Source organism: Paenibacillus cellulositrophicus, from assembly GCF_009363095.1.
Lineage (GTDB): Bacteria > Bacillota > Bacilli > Paenibacillales > Paenibacillaceae > Paenibacillus_AQ > Paenibacillus_AQ favisporus.
Map to the genome: position 1 here is coordinate 1,387,701 of NZ_CP045295.1, position 15,382 is coordinate 1,403,082.

The 15,382-nt window shown below is 52.5% G+C and carries 21 protein-coding genes and 5 tRNA genes; 9 read left to right on the plus strand and 17 right to left on the minus strand.

Annotated elements, in window-relative coordinates; genetic code table 11:
• Nucleotides 1-289 precede the first annotated feature (289 nt).
• Nucleotides 290-1,027, plus strand: a complete 738-nt coding sequence (locus GCU45_RS06340; protein ID WP_152398398.1) for an MBL fold metallo-hydrolase — start codon at nucleotides 290-292, stop codon at nucleotides 1,025-1,027.
• Nucleotides 1,028-1,133: 106 nt separating this feature from the next.
• On the opposite strand, the gene GCU45_RS06345 is transcribed toward GCU45_RS06340, so the two are convergent.
• Together GCU45_RS06345 and GCU45_RS06350 are read right to left on the minus strand one after the other, a co-directional pair.
• Nucleotides 1,134-1,373 (minus strand): DUF3892 domain-containing protein, encoded by a 240-nt coding sequence (locus tag GCU45_RS06345; RefSeq protein ID WP_076169889.1) that lies wholly within the window; start codon nucleotides 1,371-1,373, stop codon nucleotides 1,134-1,136.
• Between the two features lie 90 nt (nucleotides 1,374-1,463).
• On the minus strand, nucleotides 1,464-1,907 hold the full coding sequence (locus GCU45_RS06350) for a GNAT family N-acetyltransferase (protein WP_152398399.1): 444 nt from the start codon (nucleotides 1,905-1,907) through the stop codon (nucleotides 1,464-1,466).
• 97 nt (nucleotides 1,908-2,004) lie between these two features.
• Between GCU45_RS06350 and GCU45_RS34365 the strand changes: the two genes are divergently transcribed.
• Complete coding sequence (locus GCU45_RS34365; RefSeq protein WP_256992896.1) at nucleotides 2,005-2,133, plus strand: hypothetical protein; 129 nt, start codon at nucleotides 2,005-2,007, stop codon at nucleotides 2,131-2,133.
• 166 nt (nucleotides 2,134-2,299) lie between these two features.
• On the opposite strand, the gene GCU45_RS06355 is transcribed toward GCU45_RS34365, so the two are convergent.
• Complete coding sequence (locus tag GCU45_RS06355) at nucleotides 2,300-2,497, minus strand: hypothetical protein (RefSeq protein ID WP_076169887.1); 198 nt, start codon at nucleotides 2,495-2,497, stop codon at nucleotides 2,300-2,302.
• 167 nt (nucleotides 2,498-2,664) lie between these two features.
• On the opposite strand from GCU45_RS06355, the gene GCU45_RS06360 reads away from it, so the two are divergent.
• A tRNA-Val gene (locus GCU45_RS06360) sits at nucleotides 2,665-2,737 on the plus strand.
• 96 nt (nucleotides 2,738-2,833) lie between these two features.
• Here GCU45_RS06360 and GCU45_RS06365 read toward each other — a convergent pair.
• Nucleotides 2,834-3,163: a hypothetical protein gene (locus GCU45_RS06365; RefSeq protein WP_152398400.1), complete on the minus strand. Its 330-nt coding sequence runs from the start codon at nucleotides 3,161-3,163 to the stop codon at nucleotides 2,834-2,836.
• A gap of 165 nt (nucleotides 3,164-3,328) precedes the next feature.
• Between GCU45_RS06365 and GCU45_RS06370 the strand changes: the two genes are divergently transcribed.
• The 3 genes from GCU45_RS06370 to GCU45_RS33720 all read left to right on the plus strand — a co-directional run bounded on the left by GCU45_RS06370 (nucleotide 3,329) and on the right by GCU45_RS33720 (nucleotide 4,246).
• Complete coding sequence (locus GCU45_RS06370; protein WP_234489327.1) at nucleotides 3,329-3,508, plus strand: YjfB family protein; 180 nt, start codon at nucleotides 3,329-3,331, stop codon at nucleotides 3,506-3,508.
• Between the two features lie 203 nt (nucleotides 3,509-3,711).
• The gene (locus GCU45_RS06375; protein ID WP_089548166.1) at nucleotides 3,712-3,906 is read left to right on the plus strand and encodes a hypothetical protein; all 195 of its coding nucleotides are present in this window, start codon (nucleotides 3,712-3,714) and stop codon (nucleotides 3,904-3,906) included.
• Between the two features lie 166 nt (nucleotides 3,907-4,072).
• On the plus strand, nucleotides 4,073-4,246 hold the full coding sequence (locus GCU45_RS33720; protein ID WP_167527088.1) for a hypothetical protein: 174 nt from the start codon (nucleotides 4,073-4,075) through the stop codon (nucleotides 4,244-4,246).
• Nucleotides 4,247-4,323: 77 nt separating this feature from the next.
• On the opposite strand, the gene GCU45_RS06380 is transcribed toward GCU45_RS33720, so the two are convergent.
• Complete coding sequence (locus tag GCU45_RS06380; RefSeq protein ID WP_152398401.1) at nucleotides 4,324-5,064, minus strand: glycerophosphodiester phosphodiesterase; 741 nt, start codon at nucleotides 5,062-5,064, stop codon at nucleotides 4,324-4,326.
• 173 nt (nucleotides 5,065-5,237) lie between these two features.
• Here GCU45_RS06380 and GCU45_RS06385 point away from each other — a divergent pair, with 173 nt between their 5' ends.
• Nucleotides 5,238-5,399, plus strand: coding sequence for a mechanosensitive ion channel protein MscL (locus GCU45_RS06385; protein WP_076169882.1), 162 nt, complete (start codon nucleotides 5,238-5,240; stop codon nucleotides 5,397-5,399).
• A gap of 32 nt (nucleotides 5,400-5,431) precedes the next feature.
• Here GCU45_RS06385 and GCU45_RS06390 read toward each other — a convergent pair whose 3' ends face one another.
• Both GCU45_RS06390 and GCU45_RS34155 read right to left on the minus strand, forming a co-directional pair.
• Nucleotides 5,432-5,923 (minus strand): hypothetical protein, encoded by a 492-nt coding sequence (locus tag GCU45_RS06390; protein WP_152398402.1) that lies wholly within the window; start codon nucleotides 5,921-5,923, stop codon nucleotides 5,432-5,434.
• Nucleotides 5,924-6,030: 107 nt separating this feature from the next.
• The gene (locus tag GCU45_RS34155) at nucleotides 6,031-6,144 is read right to left on the minus strand and encodes a sporulation protein YjcZ (protein ID WP_084203873.1); all 114 of its coding nucleotides are present in this window, start codon (nucleotides 6,142-6,144) and stop codon (nucleotides 6,031-6,033) included.
• A 211-nt stretch (nucleotides 6,145-6,355) separates the two neighbouring features.
• Between GCU45_RS34155 and GCU45_RS06400 the strand changes: the two genes are divergently transcribed.
• Nucleotides 6,356-7,438 carry an AI-2E family transporter gene (locus tag GCU45_RS06400; RefSeq protein WP_152398403.1) on the plus strand — a complete coding sequence of 361 codons (1,083 nt, stop codon included), beginning with the start codon at nucleotides 6,356-6,358 and terminating at the stop codon, nucleotides 7,436-7,438.
• 30 nt (nucleotides 7,439-7,468) lie between these two features.
• Here the strand turns inward: GCU45_RS06400 and GCU45_RS06405 are convergent, their stop codons facing one another.
• The 7 genes from GCU45_RS06405 to GCU45_RS33725 all read right to left on the minus strand — a co-directional run bounded on the left by GCU45_RS06405 (nucleotide 7,469) and on the right by GCU45_RS33725 (nucleotide 9,556).
• Entirely contained in the window at nucleotides 7,469-7,879 is a 411-nt protein-coding gene (locus tag GCU45_RS06405; protein WP_076169879.1) for a hypothetical protein, read from the minus strand.
• A gap of 32 nt (nucleotides 7,880-7,911) precedes the next feature.
• Nucleotides 7,912-8,580 carry a uracil-DNA glycosylase gene (locus tag GCU45_RS06410; protein ID WP_152402850.1) on the minus strand — a complete coding sequence of 223 codons (669 nt, stop codon included), beginning with the start codon at nucleotides 8,578-8,580 and terminating at the stop codon, nucleotides 7,912-7,914.
• Nucleotides 8,581-8,743: 163 nt separating this feature from the next.
• Nucleotides 8,744-8,829, minus strand: a tRNA-Leu gene (locus GCU45_RS06415).
• A 150-nt stretch (nucleotides 8,830-8,979) separates the two neighbouring features.
• Nucleotides 8,980-9,065 (minus strand) — tRNA-Leu (locus tag GCU45_RS06420).
• Nucleotides 9,066-9,090: 25 nt separating this feature from the next.
• Nucleotides 9,091-9,167 (minus strand) — tRNA-Ile (locus tag GCU45_RS06425).
• A 38-nt stretch (nucleotides 9,168-9,205) separates the two neighbouring features.
• Nucleotides 9,206-9,282 (minus strand) — tRNA-Met (locus GCU45_RS06430).
• 109 nt (nucleotides 9,283-9,391) lie between these two features.
• Nucleotides 9,392-9,556, minus strand: a complete 165-nt coding sequence (locus GCU45_RS33725; protein ID WP_167527089.1) for a hypothetical protein — start codon at nucleotides 9,554-9,556, stop codon at nucleotides 9,392-9,394.
• A gap of 211 nt (nucleotides 9,557-9,767) precedes the next feature.
• Between GCU45_RS33725 and GCU45_RS06435 the strand changes: the two genes are divergently transcribed.
• On the plus strand, nucleotides 9,768-10,634 hold the full coding sequence (locus GCU45_RS06435; RefSeq protein WP_105444721.1) for a YitT family protein: 867 nt from the start codon (nucleotides 9,768-9,770) through the stop codon (nucleotides 10,632-10,634).
• A gap of 138 nt (nucleotides 10,635-10,772) precedes the next feature.
• On the opposite strand, the gene pyrE is transcribed toward GCU45_RS06435, so the two are convergent.
• Genes pyrE through carB form a run of 3 tightly spaced genes read right to left on the minus strand, consistent with a single transcriptional unit; the run spans nucleotide 10,773 to nucleotide 15,382 of the window.
• Complete coding sequence (gene pyrE / locus GCU45_RS06440; RefSeq protein ID WP_152398404.1) at nucleotides 10,773-11,414, minus strand: orotate phosphoribosyltransferase; 642 nt, start codon at nucleotides 11,412-11,414, stop codon at nucleotides 10,773-10,775.
• On the minus strand, nucleotides 11,411-12,148 hold the full coding sequence (gene pyrF / locus GCU45_RS06445) for an orotidine-5'-phosphate decarboxylase (protein ID WP_152398405.1): 738 nt from the start codon (nucleotides 12,146-12,148) through the stop codon (nucleotides 11,411-11,413). The genes pyrE and pyrF overlap by 4 nt, the downstream gene beginning before the upstream one ends.
• 21 nt (nucleotides 12,149-12,169) lie before the next feature.
• On the minus strand, nucleotides 12,170-15,382 hold the full coding sequence (gene carB / locus GCU45_RS06450; protein WP_152398406.1) for a carbamoyl-phosphate synthase large subunit: 3,213 nt from the start codon (nucleotides 15,380-15,382) through the stop codon (nucleotides 12,170-12,172).

Below are 15,382 nucleotides of genomic sequence, written 5' to 3' on the forward strand. Positions count from 1 at the left end.
CGACCGCACCCGGAACTCTCATCCGTGCCGCGTACGCCATTCCCCGGGCACAGGGCGTTTTACAGGCCTCGCATACGTCGGAGGTCACGAGCCTCATGCCTCGGATGACCTTTTCCCCTTTGGCTTGTGCTGGTTTTTTGCTTTTTCCCTTCGCCATGACAAAACCCCATTTCGCGCGTTTACAGCATATTATGGGGGTAGATGGAAATTGGGAACTGTGGTGTATAATGAAAGAAAAAAATACGAACGGCATGCTCGGCATGCCGCTCATTCACAGGAGGATCAACCGATGAGCTTGCAGCTTCAGATGCTGGGGACAGGCAGCGCTTTTGCCAAAAAGTATTTCAACAATAATGCCCTGCTCGGGGACGGGTCGTTCACTTTGCTGATCGATTGCGGAATTACGGCACCCCTCGCCCTTCACCAACTGGGCAAAACGTTCAATGACTTGGATGCCGTGCTGATCACCCATATTCATGGCGATCATGTCGGCGGCCTGGAGGAGCTTGCCTTCCAGATGAAATATGCGTATCGTCGCAAAATGAAGCTTTATATCGCGGAAGCTTTGCGTGATGTGCTGTGGGAGCACACCCTGAAGGGCGGTCTGTCCCAGCCCGGCGAAATCACCTGCCTCGAGGACGCCTTCGACGTACATACGCTTCAGCCGGGGGTTCCCTGCCGCCTGTCGGAGCAAATCGAGCTGGAGCTCATCCCGAACCGCCACATTCCGGGCAAAGACAGCTTTTCCCTCTATATTAACGGCCGGATCTTCTACAGCGCGGACATGACCTTCGACCCCGGGCTGCTGGACAAGCTCGTACGGGAACGCGGCTGTGATACGATCCTGCATGAGGTCCAGCTGGAAGGACCGGGCGAGGTGCATACGACGCTTAGTGAGCTGCTATCGCTTCCAGCGCCGGTTCAGCGTATGATCCGATTGATGCATTATGCGGATAATAAAGACGAGTTTGTAGGAAAAACCGGAGAAATGACTTTCCTTGAGCAAGGGCACGTATATACGCTGTAACCCTTGCAGGTCGATGTGGATTACGGGTGAAAAAACACAGCCGGCTGCAGAAAGATGAACCTTCTCTGCAGCCGGCTGTTATTTTTGGAAGCATGACGCTCGTCTTTTATTCAAAGGTAGGCAGGTTATCGAGATTATTCGACGGATCGCCGTCGGCGTCCCCGCGGATGTACATCTCGCCGTCACGGCCTTTAAAGACGTTTACTCCGGCAATGGCGCCCGCCTTTACTTCCTGCAGCGCCTGCTCGTAATCGAGCACCCGGCCCGACGACGTTTGAAAGGCCGTCAAGTCGCCGTCACCGTTCTTCTGTACTGCGATAAATTGTTCTCTTCCCGGGTTTCCCATCGATATCCACTCCTTAAGTTGTCATGATATATCAAGGTGACATATGAATATCGTTCCCTGAGAACATGGATTTATGCGAAGAAATGAAGCCTACAGTGTTTTCTTCATACGGACATGCGGAATGCCCGCGTCATCGAATGGCTCCTTGGAAATGACCTCGTAGCCTTGTTTTGCATAGAACTGTTCAGCTTGGCACTGAGCGTCCAGGATGGAATAGGCCAGCCCCAGTTCCTTCGCCCGCTCTTCCATCGCCATCAGCAAAATGCGGCCGAACCCGTGGGTGCGGAACTCGCGGCGAACCGCGATTCGCTGCATCTTGGCGGTATCGCTGTTATAATAAATGATCCGGCCGGTGGCCACATACTGATCCTTGTCCTGAAGGAGGATATGATGAACATTTTCGCTGATCACATCGTATTCGTCGATCTCCAGGTCGGCGGGCACGTTTTGTTCCTTGACGAACACCTCCTGGCGGATGTCCAGCGCATGTTCCAGCTGCTCGGGGGTCGTCACGTATACTATTTCTGCAGGCATCGGTTACCCTCTCTTTCATGCAATCAATATAAAAAAACACGGCTGAATCATTATACAAAAAAATGATTTTCCTGTATAGTTGACTCATGAGAGCTCTATGGAAGGGAGACCATGGATCGTTATGGGCATGACCATTGCGCTGATCGTCATTTTATCAGCCATCTTGATCTATTCATTCATTTATGTCATCCAAAAAGGGTATTCACGCAAATGGGATGAGGAATAAGAAAAACGTTTATCGACGAACACTCACGGAAGATAGACCGCGTTTTGCGGAAGTTTTTCTTACGATATAAGGAAACCGAATCTCCGATGCAAATACTTTCTTATATCTAAAATAAAACAAGGGCCGGTGCAGTTGGAGCACGGGCCCTATGTCTTGTCACGGGGAATCAGGGCGGCGTAATAGGGCCCTTGGAATACACATCCTCGCTGACCGATTTGCCGTAAACGTCCAGCATAATCGGTGAGTCGGCCATTGTTGAACCGGGCTTGATCGGCTCCTGCGCATCCGAAAACTCACCCGCGGGGGAGCATCCGGCAAGCAGCAGGCACATCCCTGCAGCGAGCAGCCCGCCTTTGTTCGGCATACCGTGCCACTCCTTCTGTTTCGAAATATACTTTAGTTTTCGCCCGTTTGGATAGCTTCTAATCATGAGCGGCAAACAAATTGTGCATGCCATTCACCGTGAGCAAAATAAAATGATTGACAGCTAACTTCGGCGCTGTTATTATATTAAATGTATCTGACTTGTACGATCTGCTAGCTCAGCTGGGAGAGCACCATCTTGACAGGGTGGGGGTCAGTGGTTCGAGCCCACTGCAGATCATCTATAGAAACCCTTGAAGCTTAAGGCTTCAAGGGTTTTTTGTTATTTTCACACTTAGCTGCATAAGTTTTGGCCTTGTCCCGTTAAGATAATCATCTATTTTGTTCTCAAAGGGACCTCCGCCGTGTTTGCGAAGGAAACCGTTACATACGATATCTCAGGTTTCACATTTTCCAACAAAGGTGGGGTAACCAAATGGGTAAATTCTTTTTCCACGAACATGATCACCGTCGTCACTGTCATGTCCGCAGACCAAAACCAGTCATCCTCAAAAAAGAAATCAAGAAAACGATATTCGTCAAAGTCGACTGGGAACCTGTAATCAAAAAGGTCCACAAAGAAAAGCATGTTTCCTGCCATAAGATTCACAAACAGCACCACCACTTCAAAAAACGCCACCATAAAAGATGCCACTGTCGCGATCATCACTTCGGTGGAGAAATGTATTAATTCCGGATTTTTCGGATGAAATCAGCATGACACCTCCCTGATCGCACGCCCGGGAACTTGGTTCCCGGGCGGCATCTATTTTATAAATCACACCGAAAATCCGATAACATAGATGTTACCCATTTTACATAGAGGAGGCTTATGATGGATATCCCTGCTTTATCGATGGCCATGAGCCAGTCCCGGCTGGCTCAAAATGTGAGCATTCAGGTGCTTAAAATCGCTAAGGATCAAGCCTCGCAAGACGGTCAATCCCTGGTCAAAATGCTGGATAGCAGCGCTGTACCCCATTTGGGAAACCGTCTAGACATCCGGATTTAGCTGCTCGGCTTTCTTTTCTGCCCCTCCAGACGGAGGGTTTTTTTATTTTTCAGCACATCCGTTCAAATTAAATTCATATTTTAGGTCCATATCCCCACCGATCAAACATCCGTTCTCTATCCAACAGACGAAAATTATCTTATGATAAAGATAGTTATTGATACAAAAGTCTTACCAGTATGTGGATACGGGAGAATAGTCTCATGGAAAAGGAAATTGAAATGGCGATCCGCCGAGGCCATCAATTATTCGTTCAAAATTTGGATGGTGAATCCATCACCGGCATCCCCGAGAAATCCGATGATCCGGGCACTTTAAAGATGCGGACGGTGTATGGCTCCATGTGGATTCCGCTGGATGAAGTCGGCCATCTGTCACGCCTCATTCATATTCGTTAATATTCGCTGCCCTGCCTGGGCGGCTTTATTTTTTTATATAACGATTAACCTTTCGGCTCGTAAGGTGCAGGAAAATGTGGTTCAGCGGCGCTTGGAACGGTTTATCCTTACATATAAGGAACACACTATGGATGTACTAACGATTCTATTGGAAGGACGTGTGGCGATGAATAAACCGAATGAAGAGGATCGTTTCCCCGGGGTCGACCCCATTCCGGATCCCGATCACGAAACGCCCTCATCCACGGACATGATTGAAGACGTGCTGGAAGAAGGGGCGCGGGAATTAAAAAAAGGTAAACATCCGTCGAACGGGGATTCAGCGGATCATCAAGGGTGACGCGTTCCCTCACTGTTCTGGAGACGTTTACGGGCACAAAATAACCCGATGCCGCCGTGGCATCGGGTTATCGTTGTTTAGGAGCGCACCGAAGCGCTCAGCAGCGCTGCCAGCTTATCCGGGTAGTCGGTGATGATCCCCGCTGCCCCTGCGTCGATAAGACGCTGCATTTCCTCTTCTTCGTTGACCGTCCATGGGTGGTATACCTTACCGGCCGCCTTTGCTCCCGCCACAAATTCAGGCAGCACCGCAAAATGGTAGGCGTGCAGGGCGTCGGCTTCAACGCTGCGGGCATATTCCCACGGCTCATACAGTCCCTCCATGTACAAAATGCCGGTACGGATTTCAGGCGCGAGCTGCTTGCAGAGCCGCAGGGAATAGTGATTGAAGCTTGAGATGACGATCCGCTCGCTCAGGTTATAGCTTCTTACCATGTCGATGACCTTTTCCTCAAGCCCTTCATAAGGTACCTTGGTATTTTTCAACTCGATGTTGACGACGGTCCCGGTGTCCTGAACCAGCTCCAGCAGCTCTTCCAGCAGCGGAAGGCGCTCCTCCGCAAAATCGGGATGGAACCAGCTGCCGGCGTCCAGCTTCCTCAGCTCTTCCAGGTCATGGTCTTTGACCCACCCGCTCCCGTTTGTCGTCCGCGACAACGTTTCGTCGTGAATCAGGACAAGCCGGCCGTCCCGGGTTAACTGAACATCGGTTTCAATCCCCGTGGCACCAAGCTCCAAACTGCGGGCAAAGGCGGCCATCGTATTTTCCGGACATACCGCAGATGCGCCCCGGTGGGCAAAATTAATAATCGAATCCAACTTCTCTCAACCTCCCGACTGGTATTCTCGCAAACCTTACCAACTTATCGTACCCGTCTTATGTAATGCGAGTATTAACCGTAGAGTTTACAAACCGCTCCATCCAAATTGATTCCTCTCTGATGGTTGTATTTTATCATGGATTTATCCCGCATATAAGGAGGTATTCGTTCATGATCGTATTTGACGTCATCGTCCACGGAGAAGTCAAAGAAACCATCCGGCCGGCCACCCAGCGGCTGCAGCATATCCTCGCCTATGTCACCGAAGAGGCCAAGATCCTCAGCAAAAAATACGGAACGGCCGTTAACTTAAGCCGGAGAATCATTTATTGACCGGAAGGGGATCGGTACTCGATCGCCTTTTTTTATGTCGATACACGCTTTTCTTTTCTCGTCTCGACGCAACGATGGGCCTCAAGAACATGCTGCGCCTCGATGCTTCGCTCCTTACTGCACTCCACAATGACCATAAAATGCCCCTGAATCAGCAGCTTCTCATAGTTTTCTGCATCCCCTTCGGGGACGCCAATCCCCACCAGACTGACAATCAAACCATCGTTCTTCCCTCCGACTTCCGCCCCCCCAAGTTTGGCCGCTGCCGGTCCCGATGCCCAGGTGACTTGATCCCGCAGCGTCAGGCTGGAGGTTAAATCCCGGATTTCGCCGAACAACCCGCTGGTACCATGCCTGGACACGGGTTCTTTCAAGCCGGTATCCCGGCATATGATAGATAGCTGTCTCTTGTCAAGGGCAAGCAGCGACACGTCCTTTTTGTCAAAATGACGCTCCCAAAGCGCGCTGACCGCCAGCGCCGTATCCTGTCTCGTCCGGAACAATGCGATCACGAGTTGATTCATCCTCAATCCCTCCCAGGTTAAATGACTGTATGTAATTAGGTAAACTATCGCGGCCATAAAAAAACATCCCGGCATGATGATCCGCCAGGATGCTCCTGTGTTCCGACTTAACAAAAACACGAACTCAGAATAATGACCAAGAGGATGAAAAGGACCAAGATCGCTCCCGTCGATTTGAAAACTCCGCCTGGATAACCAACGCCGCCTACGACTCCGCTCATAGGTTTGAACCTCCTTTTTCATGGGGTCAACCTATATTATGTAGTTCACCTGCGGTTTGACTGTACGAATACCCGGATTGCCTCAAACGGTTACCCTTCCGGAGCAATGGCAGGAGCTCCCTGAATCATCCTTGTGACATTTGGTTAATGGGTTGTAAAAGAGGAAACAGACCGTTACATAGGCTGGTCCATGAAGGCTGGGGGGATTTGATTGCTGCAGAGCAAATATTTTCGTACATGTCTGGGTATCATCGCTGCGCTTTTAATTATTTATTTGGGTGCCAAAGTAAAGTTTATTTTCAATCCGATCGTGCTGTTGTTCAAGCTGCTGCTGGTTCCGGTGATGCTGGCCGGTTTCATGTATTACTTGCTGAGGCCCATCGTGAATTACTTGGAAAAGCACCACTGGAAAAGGTCGCTTTCGATTTTGTCGATCTACCTCGTGTTCGTTGGTCTGATCGCCCTGTTTTCGGTGCTGGTATGGCCAACGCTGCGCGAGCAGGTGATCACTTTTGCCGAAAACGCGCCTTATTTCGTGGAAGATTTGCAGAAGCAGTTTGAGGCTCTTCAGAAAAACAGCTTTTTCGCCAAGGCGCTGCCAAGCGAGTCGGAAATTTATGCCCGCGTGAGTGAATATCTCAACGGTCTAATTATGGCCGTAACGGATTCGATCTCCAATTTTATATCCGTCGTATCCAATGTCGTAGTCATTATTGCTACCGTTCCGATCGTGCTGTATTACATGCTGAAAGAAAGCAGCAAGCTTCCCCCTAAAATTTTGCATATCCTTCCGCGGAAATACCGGAAGGAAGGGAAAGAAGCGCTGCGGGAAATCGATACGGCGCTCAGCAACTTTATCGTCGGCAGGGTCGTGCTGAATCTCATTCTGGGCGTACTGATGTACATCGGCTTCCTCATTATCGGGCTTCCGTACTCTCTCCTGCTCGCGCTGATCTCGATCGTCCTGAACCTGATTCCATACGTAGGTGCGATCATCGCTGCCATTCCGGTCGTTATCATCGGTTTTATCGATTCGCCATCCGTTGCCGTATGGTCGCTCGTCGTGATCATCATCTCCCAGCAGATCCAGGATAATCTGCTGACGCCGATTATTTACGGCAAGCAGCTGGACATTCATCCGATGACGGCCATCGTCCTGCTGCTGATCGGCGGAGACGTATCCGGGATCGTCGGCGTCATTTTGGCCATTCCCGTCTACATGATCGCCAAGATCATAATCGTCCGGGGGTATGGGCTGTTTTTGGCGGAAAAGGTAGATGACATGAAAGACTGAGGAAAAAAAGCATGCCGCAGGACCAATGTCTCACAGCATGCCACGCAATGACCGGACAACGCAAGTGCACTCCGCTTTCCGAAAAGTCCGGCCGTCCGACAGGGTCACCGTCTCCGCATTATGCGAGCTCAGGGTGGCCCTGTATGCTTCCAGACGGTCCTTCCGCCAGATCATGACCTCGGACCCGAACAACACGGCGTTATCAAACTGCCGTTTGTCCTTCATGATATATCCGACCGAATGAGGCGCGGCGTCAGGGGCATTTTTCCCTTCGGGAAGAAGCCGGATCGTACAAACCTCGCCAAACGGCAGCTTCAGGTCGTGCGGCCCGAGCACGAGCCATTCGTTATGTTCATCCCACTTGCGAAGCGTCCCCTTGACCCGGGAATGCAGCTTGTCGTTGCACAGGATAGTAACCCGCCTGCCGATCCAGTTCTTCATGGCCCTTTCGCCTCCTTTCGCATGAAAATGAGTTACATGTCAGGAATCGCCCAATCGACCGGCTTGATCCCATGGGCTGCTAAAAACGCGTTGGCTTTGGAAAAAGGCCTGCTTCCAAAAAAACCGCGGTGCACCGACAGCGGACTCGGGTGAACCGTCTGGATCACCAGATGCTTTTTCCGATCGATAAAAGCTCCTTTTTTCTGGGCATGGCTTCCCCATAGAATGAACACGACCGGCTTATCCCGCTCATTCAGCTTCTCAATGACAGCATCGGTAAATCGCTCCCATCCTAATCCTTTATGCGAATTGGCCTCGCCATCCCGGACGGTCAGCACCGTATTGAGCAGCAGCACCCCTTGCTCGGCCCAATGCACCAGCGTTCCATGGTTTGGAATCGGCACGCCAAGATCGCTGTGCAGCTCTTTGTAAATGTTCACGAGGGAAGGCGGAATCCGCACGCCGGGTTTGACCGAAAAGCTAAGGCCGTGGGCCTGTCCGGGTCCATGATAAGGATCCTGTCCCAAAATGACCACTTTGGTATCCTCATATGGGGTCAGCTTGAGCGCTTTAAAGAGGTCCTCTTTCGGCGGGTACACTTTGTGAAGCTTGTATTCCTTGGCCAGCTTATAACGGAGTTCCTGAAAATAGTCCTTTTCGGTTTCTTCCTTCAGCTGCTCGTCCCAATCGTTATTAAATATCATGAAGCATTTCTCCTCTCTCGTAAATATATAAACCTATTTTTATAGAAAAACGTCTGCCGACGCACATTCAATAAAAGTCAGACCGCATTGAAAGGCAGCTAAAAAAATAAGCCGGCCCCGATCCGGACCAGCTTACCCTGTTCAACTTGTTCCAATCCAATGCCGAGAACCGGGCTCGAACCGGTACGGTAGTCACCTACCGCAGGATTTTAAGTCCTGTGCGTCTGCCAATTCCGCCATCCCGGCTTGTCTATCACTTTTGTGACGACAAAATTTAATATAACATGTTTTGCCTATACCGGCAATCCTTTAATTCCCATTCCTTTTGTTGCCATGAGCACAAAAAAACCGGCTCAGTCAAAGACTGAGCCGGCTTCCTTCGATGTTTTACCTGTATGCCGAGGACCGGGCTCGAACCGGTACGGTAGTCACCTACCGCAGGATTTTAAGTCCTGTGCGTCTGCCAATTCCGCCACCCCGGCATGCTGTTTCTTGCATATTGCTATATGGTGGGCCCTGAGGGACTCGAACCCCCGACCAGTCGGTTATGAGCCGACCGCTCTAACCAACTGAGCTAAGGGCCCTGATCAAGTATATACCGTACAGATAATGGCTGTTAAATTGGTTGCGGGGGCAGGATTTGAACCTGCGGCCTTCGGGTTATGAGCCCGACGAGCTACCGGACTGCTCCACCCCGCGTCATTAACCATATCAAATAGCGACAAGAATTAATATACAGCATATGTACCCACTGCGTCAAGTATTTATTTGTGGAATTGGCGTTAAGACACCCTGAGGCCTGCCCATGTCACGGCAAAAAGCGGACACCGTACCTGCCTCTCCTTGAACGGAAAATTTCAACGATCCGCGGCTCTTCATAACCGTAGATCCAGCTGTCCTGCTCCAGCCTCTTCGCCAGGCACCCTGCCTGGAACTTCGTCCGATAGAGCTTGCCGAAATACACCCACCGCATTGCTGCTAACCCTCCTTTCATAGATGAGATGTTTTGATGCCTATTGTTGCCGCAAACGCGATGGTTCATTCATAACAGCAGAAATCTCGGCTAGTAAAATGTCGAAAACGTTCGAAAAAAAGCGAGATTGCTTTGTGCTGAGCGGAAAAATCGTTTATACTGATAACTAAGTTGTTTAACATTTTAATTTTCAGGAAAGCGGGGAATGTCCATGGCAAAAACACATAAAAAGCTGTCTTTTGCGGATCTGGTCAAAAAATTTGTATTTATTACGGTGGGGGCCGTGCTTATGGCCGTTGCGCTCGAGGTATTTCTGGTTCCCAATGAAATCATCGATGGCGGCATCACCGGGATTTCGATCGTCTTATCCAAAGTAACGACCTTTCCGCTCGGTATTTTTCTGTTTATTATCAACCTCCCCTTTTTATTTCTGGGATACAAGCAGATCGGAAAAACGTTCGCCTTCTCTACCCTTTACGGCATCGCCGTCATGTCTGTAACGACGCAGCTGCTGCATCATGTCAGTCCTTTTACCAATGAGAAAATATTAGCGGTCCTGTTCGGCGGCCTTATTCTCGGCCTTGGCGTCGGACTCGTCATCCGTTTCGGCGGCTCGCTCGACGGAACCGAAATTGTCGCGATTCTGCTGTCTAAAAGGCTCCGCATGCCGGTCGGCCAAATCATTATGATCATGAACGTCTTCATTTTCATTGTTGCCGGATTCGTTTTCGGTTGGGATTCCGCGATGTACTCCATATTTACATACTATATGGCCTCCAAAGTGATGGATATCGTGGTCGAGGGCTTGAACGAGTCCAAGTCGGTCACCATCATCTCGAACGAATACGAGGAAATTTCCCAAACGATTCAGGATCGGCTGGGACGCAGCACGACCTTCATGTACGCCAGAGGCGGCTACTCGAAGGAAGATACACAAGTCATCTATTGCGTCGTCACCCGGCTTGAGTTGGCCAAACTGAAGGCGCTCGTGCAGGAGATCGATCCCAAAGCCTTTATTGCCATTGAGCATGTGTCCGATGTGCTCGGCGGCAATTTTGAGAAAAATGCCATCCACTAAAACATTTGAAACCTCAAGCTTAAGGTTACAGCAAGGTCGATCATCCGTGTAAACAACTTAAAAAGGCAGCCCTTTGGGCTGCCTTTGCTGTATCATTTTATAAATCCATTTGAGGAAATTCACACAAGCGTCGTCTTCTTAGTTTCCGAACGATGACGGATCTTCTCTCCACGCTTTGAGCGCTTCGACGTCCTCCTGCTGAATGGCTCCCTTTTCCAGGGCCACTTCCATCAGCGCTGCATAGTTGGACAACGTCTGCAGCGGAATCCCCGCTTCGGCAAAGGCTTGCACCCCTTTATCGAGCTGATAGCTGAAGATGGCGAGCACGGCGAGCGGCTCGGCACCGGCTTCCTTCACGGCTACCGCCGCTTTGAGCGAGCTGCCGCCGGTCGAGATCAAGTCTTCGATGACGACGACTTTCTGCCCCGGCTTGATGATGCCCTCGATCAGGTTCTCCTTGCCGTGCCCCTTCGCTTTGTCGCGGATATAGGCCATCGGCAGATTCAGCTTCTGAGCAACCCACGCCGCATGAGGGATACCGGCCGTCGCCGTTCCCGCAATGACTTCCGCGTCCGGATACTGCGCCCGGATGATCGCAGCGAACGATTCGGCGATAAGCTCGCGGATTTCAGGGTAAGACATCGTCAGACGGTTATCGCAGTAGATAGGCGACTTGATGCCCGAAGTCCAAGTGAACGGCTGTTTCGGCCGGAGCGCCACCGCTCCGATCTCAAGCAAATGGGATGCGATACGTGCTGGAATTTCTGCTAGGGTAATCAAGCTTCGATCATCTCCTTGATAATGTGTTCGGCAGCTTCACGCGGGTTTTCTGCCGCCGTAATCGGACGCCCGACGACGATGTAATGGCTGCCTTGGCGAATGGCTTCGCCCGGTGTCAGGACGCGCGCCTGGTCGCCTGCTGCGGAGCCCGCAGGCCGGATACCCGGCGTGACGGTGATAAATTGCTGGCCGCAAGCCTCGCGGATCAGCGCCGATTCCTGGGCCGAGGCGACGACGCCGTCCAGTCCGGCCGACTGCGTCAGCTTGGCGTAGTGTATCACTGCGTCCTGAACGCTGCCTTGAATGCCGATCTCGCTGTTGAGCGTCTCCTGGCTGGTGCTGGTCAGCTGGGTGACCGCAATGATGAGTGGCCTGCTCAGCCCGGGATCGGCCGCAAGCGCGGATTCGGCTCCATCGAGCGCGGCTTTCATCATCGCCGTACCTCCGGCAGCATGGACGTTAAACATGTCCACACCAAGACGGGTGATGCTCTCTGCGCCACCCCTTACCGTATTGGGTATGTCATGCATTTTCAGATCAAGAAATACGCTGTAGCCTTTTGACTTCAATTCCCGCACAAAAGCAGGCCCTGCAGCATAATACAGCTGCATGCCCACCTTCAAGTAGCAGGGAATACCTTCAAGTTCGCGGACCAGCGCGGATGCCGCTTCGGCATCCGGGTAGTCCAGGGCCACGATCAAGCGGCCCGCCATTTCTGTATACTTATCATTCATACTTCTAGTATTTCCCCCTTCTCAGTTCGCAAAAGCCGGCATGGCCTGCGAAGAGAAGTTGAGGGTATCCAGCATATTCATCAGCGCTCTGACCGTGTCCAGCGAGGTCATGCAGACCACGCCGTTCTCTACCGCTTCCCGGCGGATACGGAATCCGTCGCGCTGCGGCGTTTTCCCTTTGGTCAGGGTGTTGAACACGAACTGCGCTTCACCATTGCGGATCAGATCCAGAATGTTCGGCGTGCCGTCGCTGAGCTTCTGCACGGTCGTTACGTTGAGGCCGGCTTCGTTCAAAGCTTGAGCCGTACCTTCGGTTGCATAGATCTTGTAACCAAGACGCTTGTAGCCCTTCATGAGCTCCACAGCTTCTTCCTTATCCTTGTCGGCTACGGTGACGATGATCGCACCCGATGCCGGAATTTTCATGCCTGCGCCGATCAAGCCTTTGTACAGCGCTTTGGCGTATTGCAGGTCGCGTCCCATAACTTCGCCAGTCGACTTCATTTCCGGTCCGAGTGTCGGCTCGACTCTGCGCAGCTTCGCGAAGGAGAACACCGGCACTTTGACGGAAACGTAGTCGCTTTCCGGCCAGAGGCCTTCCTTGTAGCCTGCGTCCTTCAGCTTGCGGCCGAGAATGGCCTGCGTGGCCAGGTTCGCCATCGGAATCGTCGTCACTTTGCTCAGGAACGGTACCGTCCGGGAAGAGCGCGGGTTTACCTCGATGACATACACTTCGTCGTTGTAAATGACAAACTGGATGTTGACCAGGCCGATCGTTTTCAGTTCCTTCGCAATCCGCGTCGTGATGGACACGATCTTCTCCTTGAGATGCTCCTCCAGGTGCTGCGGCGGATATACCGCGATAGAGTCGCCGGAGTGCACGCCCGCGCGCTCGATATGCTCCATGATGCCCGGGATGACCACAGTTTCGCCGTCGCAGATCGCGTCGACTTCCACCTCTTTACCCAGCATGTAGCGGTCGATCAGGACCGGATGCTCCGGATTGATCTTTACAGCCTGCTCCATATAGCTCAGCAGCTCTTCATCGGAGTAGACGATTTCCATCGCGCGCCCGCCAAGGACGTAGGATGGACGGACCAGCACCGGATAGCCGAGCGATTGGGCGGTGTCTACGGCTTCGTCGACCGATGTAACCGTGCTGCCCTTCGGCTGGGCGATTTGCAGTCTCGAGAGCAGCGCCTCGAACTTCTTGCGGTCCTCCGCCTCGTCGATGCTTTCGAGGCTGGTGCCGAGAATGTTCACGCCCGCTTTGCTCAGCGGTCCGGCCAGGTTGATGGCCGTTTGGCCGCCGAACTGCACGATGACGCCGATCGGCTTCTCCTGCTCGATAACGTTCATAACGTCCTCGAAGAACAGCGGCTCGAAGTACAGGCGGTCCGACGTGTTGAAGTCCGTGGATACTGTTTCCGGGTTATTGTTGATGATAACCGCTTCGTATCCGGCCTTCTGAATCGCCCATACGGCGTGTACGGTCGAATAGTCGAACTCGATGCCTTGGCCGATCCGGATCGGCCCGGAGCCCAGCACGACCACTTTCTCCTTGTTGGACGGCGTTACTTCGTTCTCCGTCTCGTAGGTCGAGTAGTAGTAAGGCGTTGTCGCTTCGAATTCAGCCGCGCAGGTGTCAACCATTTTGTAGACCGGACGCAGACCGTTCGAGAGGCGGAACTCACGAACTTCCGTCTCCGTCGTCAGGCTTCCGGCCTGGCTCTGGCTGCGGATCTCGGCAATCGCCCGGTCGGTGAAACCGCGGCGTTTCGCCAGGTACAGCGTGTCATAAGAAAGCGTGTCTTCCTGAAGCTGCTCTTCGAACGCGATCAGCCCCTGGATTTTATCGAGGAACCACCAGTCGATCTTGGTCAGGTCCTGAACTTCCTGCAAGCCGTAGCCGCGGCGGAACGCTTCAGCGATCAGGAAGATCCGCTCGTCGTCGGCTTTGATGAGGCGCTCGCGGAGCACTTCCTCGCTCAGCTCTTCCGTACCTTTCAGATAGAAGCGGTGCACTCCGATTTCCAGGGAGCGGATCGCTTTATGGATCGATTCCTCGAACGTGCGGCCGATAGCCATAACTTCGCCGGTCGCTTTCATTTGCGTGCCCAGCTTGCGGTTCGCCTGCACGAATTTATCGAACGGCCAGCGCGGAATTTTGCTGACGATGTAATCCAGCGTCGGCTCGAAGCAAGCGTATGTCTGCCCAGTCACCGGGTTGACGATTTCGTCCAGGGTGTAGCCAAGGGCGATCTTTGCCGCCATCTTGGCGATCGGGTACCCGGTCGCTTTGGAAGCGAGCGCCGAAGAGCGGCTGACGCGAGGGTTAACCTCGATGACATAGTACTGGTAGCTGTGCGGATCCAGGGCGAACTGCACGTTACATCCGCCTTCGATGTTCAAGGCGCGGATAATTTTCAGCGACGCCGATCTCAGCATTTGGTATTCACGGTCCGAGAGCGTCTGGGACGGGGCTACGACGATACTGTCCCCGGTGTGTACGCCGACCGGATCAAAGTTCTCCATGTTACATACAACGATGCAGTTGTCGTTGGCATCGCGCATAACTTCGTATTCGACTTCCTTCATACCCGCGATGCTCTTCTCGATCAGGCACTGGCCGATCGGGCTGTAACGGATGCCAGAAGTTACCGTCTCACGCAGTTCTTCTTCATTCGCGCAGATGCCGCCGCCGGTTCCGCCGAGCGTGTACGCCGGACGTACGATCAGCGGGTAGCCGATCTCTTCGGCGAAGTCGAGCGCTTCTTCCAGGGTTGTGACGATCGTGCTATCCGGTACCGGCTGTTCCAGCTCGCGCATCAGTTCGCGGAACAGGTCGCGGTCTTCGGCTTTTTCGATCGAATGAAGCTGGGTGCCCAGCAGTTTAACGTTTTCCTGCTCCAGCACGCCTGCTCTCGCCAGTTCCACCGCCATGTTAAGGCCGGTCTGGCCGCCGAGCGTCGGCAGCAGTCCGTCCGGGCGCTCCTGGCGGATGACCTGGGTTACGAAGTCCAGGGTGATCGGCTCGATGTATACTTTATCCGCCGTGTTCGTGTCGGTCATGATGGTCGCCGGGTTGCTGTTGATCAGGACAACCTCAACGCCTTCCTCTTTCAGTGCTTCGCATGCCTGCGTGCCCGCATAGTCGAACTCAGCCGCCTGGCCGATGACGATCGGTCCAGAACCGATAACGAGGATTTTCTTAAGCTGTTTATTGATAGGCAT

Excerpts from the sequence above, each read along its gene's own strand:
- GCU45_RS06375 (WP_089548166.1), top strand. The coding sequence starts at position 3,712 with ATGGAAAAGGAAATTGAAATGGCGATCCGCCGAGGCCATCAATTATTC.
- GCU45_RS06350 (WP_152398399.1), bottom strand. The coding sequence starts at position 1,907 with ATGCCTGCAGAAATAGTATACGTGACGACCCCCGAGCAGCTGGAACAT.
- GCU45_RS06355 (WP_076169887.1), bottom strand. The coding sequence starts at position 2,497 with ATGCCGAACAAAGGCGGGCTGCTCGCTGCAGGGATGTGCCTGCTGCTT.
- GCU45_RS33725 (WP_167527089.1), bottom strand. The coding sequence starts at position 9,556 with ATGCGGTGGGTGTATTTCGGCAAGCTCTATCGGACGAAGTTCCAGGCA.
- GCU45_RS06345 (WP_076169889.1), bottom strand. The coding sequence starts at position 1,373 with ATGGGAAACCCGGGAAGAGAACAATTTATCGCAGTACAGAAGAACGGT.
- GCU45_RS34155 (WP_084203873.1), bottom strand. The coding sequence starts at position 6,144 with ATGAGCGGAGTCGTAGGCGGCGTTGGTTATCCAGGCGGAGTTTTCAAA.
- GCU45_RS06370 (WP_234489327.1), top strand. The coding sequence starts at position 3,329 with ATGATGGATATCCCTGCTTTATCGATGGCCATGAGCCAGTCCCGGCTG.
- GCU45_RS34365 (WP_256992896.1), top strand. The coding sequence starts at position 2,005 with ATGGAAGGGAGACCATGGATCGTTATGGGCATGACCATTGCGCTGATC.
- GCU45_RS06390 (WP_152398402.1), bottom strand. The coding sequence starts at position 5,923 with ATGAATCAACTCGTGATCGCATTGTTCCGGACGAGACAGGATACGGCG.
- pyrF (WP_152398405.1), bottom strand. The coding sequence starts at position 12,148 with ATGAATGATAAGTATACAGAAATGGCGGGCCGCTTGATCGTGGCCCTG.
- carB (WP_152398406.1), bottom strand. The coding sequence starts at position 15,382 with ATGCCTATCAATAAACAGCTTAAGAAAATCCTCGTTATCGGTTCTGGA.
- GCU45_RS06405 (WP_076169879.1), bottom strand. The coding sequence starts at position 7,879 with ATGAAGAACTGGATCGGCAGGCGGGTTACTATCCTGTGCAACGACAAG.
- GCU45_RS06365 (WP_152398400.1), bottom strand. The coding sequence starts at position 3,163 with ATGATCGCGACAGTGGCATCTTTTATGGTGGCGTTTTTTGAAGTGGTG.
- GCU45_RS06435 (WP_105444721.1), top strand. The coding sequence starts at position 9,768 with ATGGCAAAAACACATAAAAAGCTGTCTTTTGCGGATCTGGTCAAAAAA.
- GCU45_RS06385 (WP_076169882.1), top strand. The coding sequence starts at position 5,238 with ATGATCGTATTTGACGTCATCGTCCACGGAGAAGTCAAAGAAACCATC.
- GCU45_RS06340 (WP_152398398.1), top strand. The coding sequence starts at position 290 with ATGAGCTTGCAGCTTCAGATGCTGGGGACAGGCAGCGCTTTTGCCAAA.
- GCU45_RS33720 (WP_167527088.1), top strand. The coding sequence starts at position 4,073 with ATGAATAAACCGAATGAAGAGGATCGTTTCCCCGGGGTCGACCCCATT.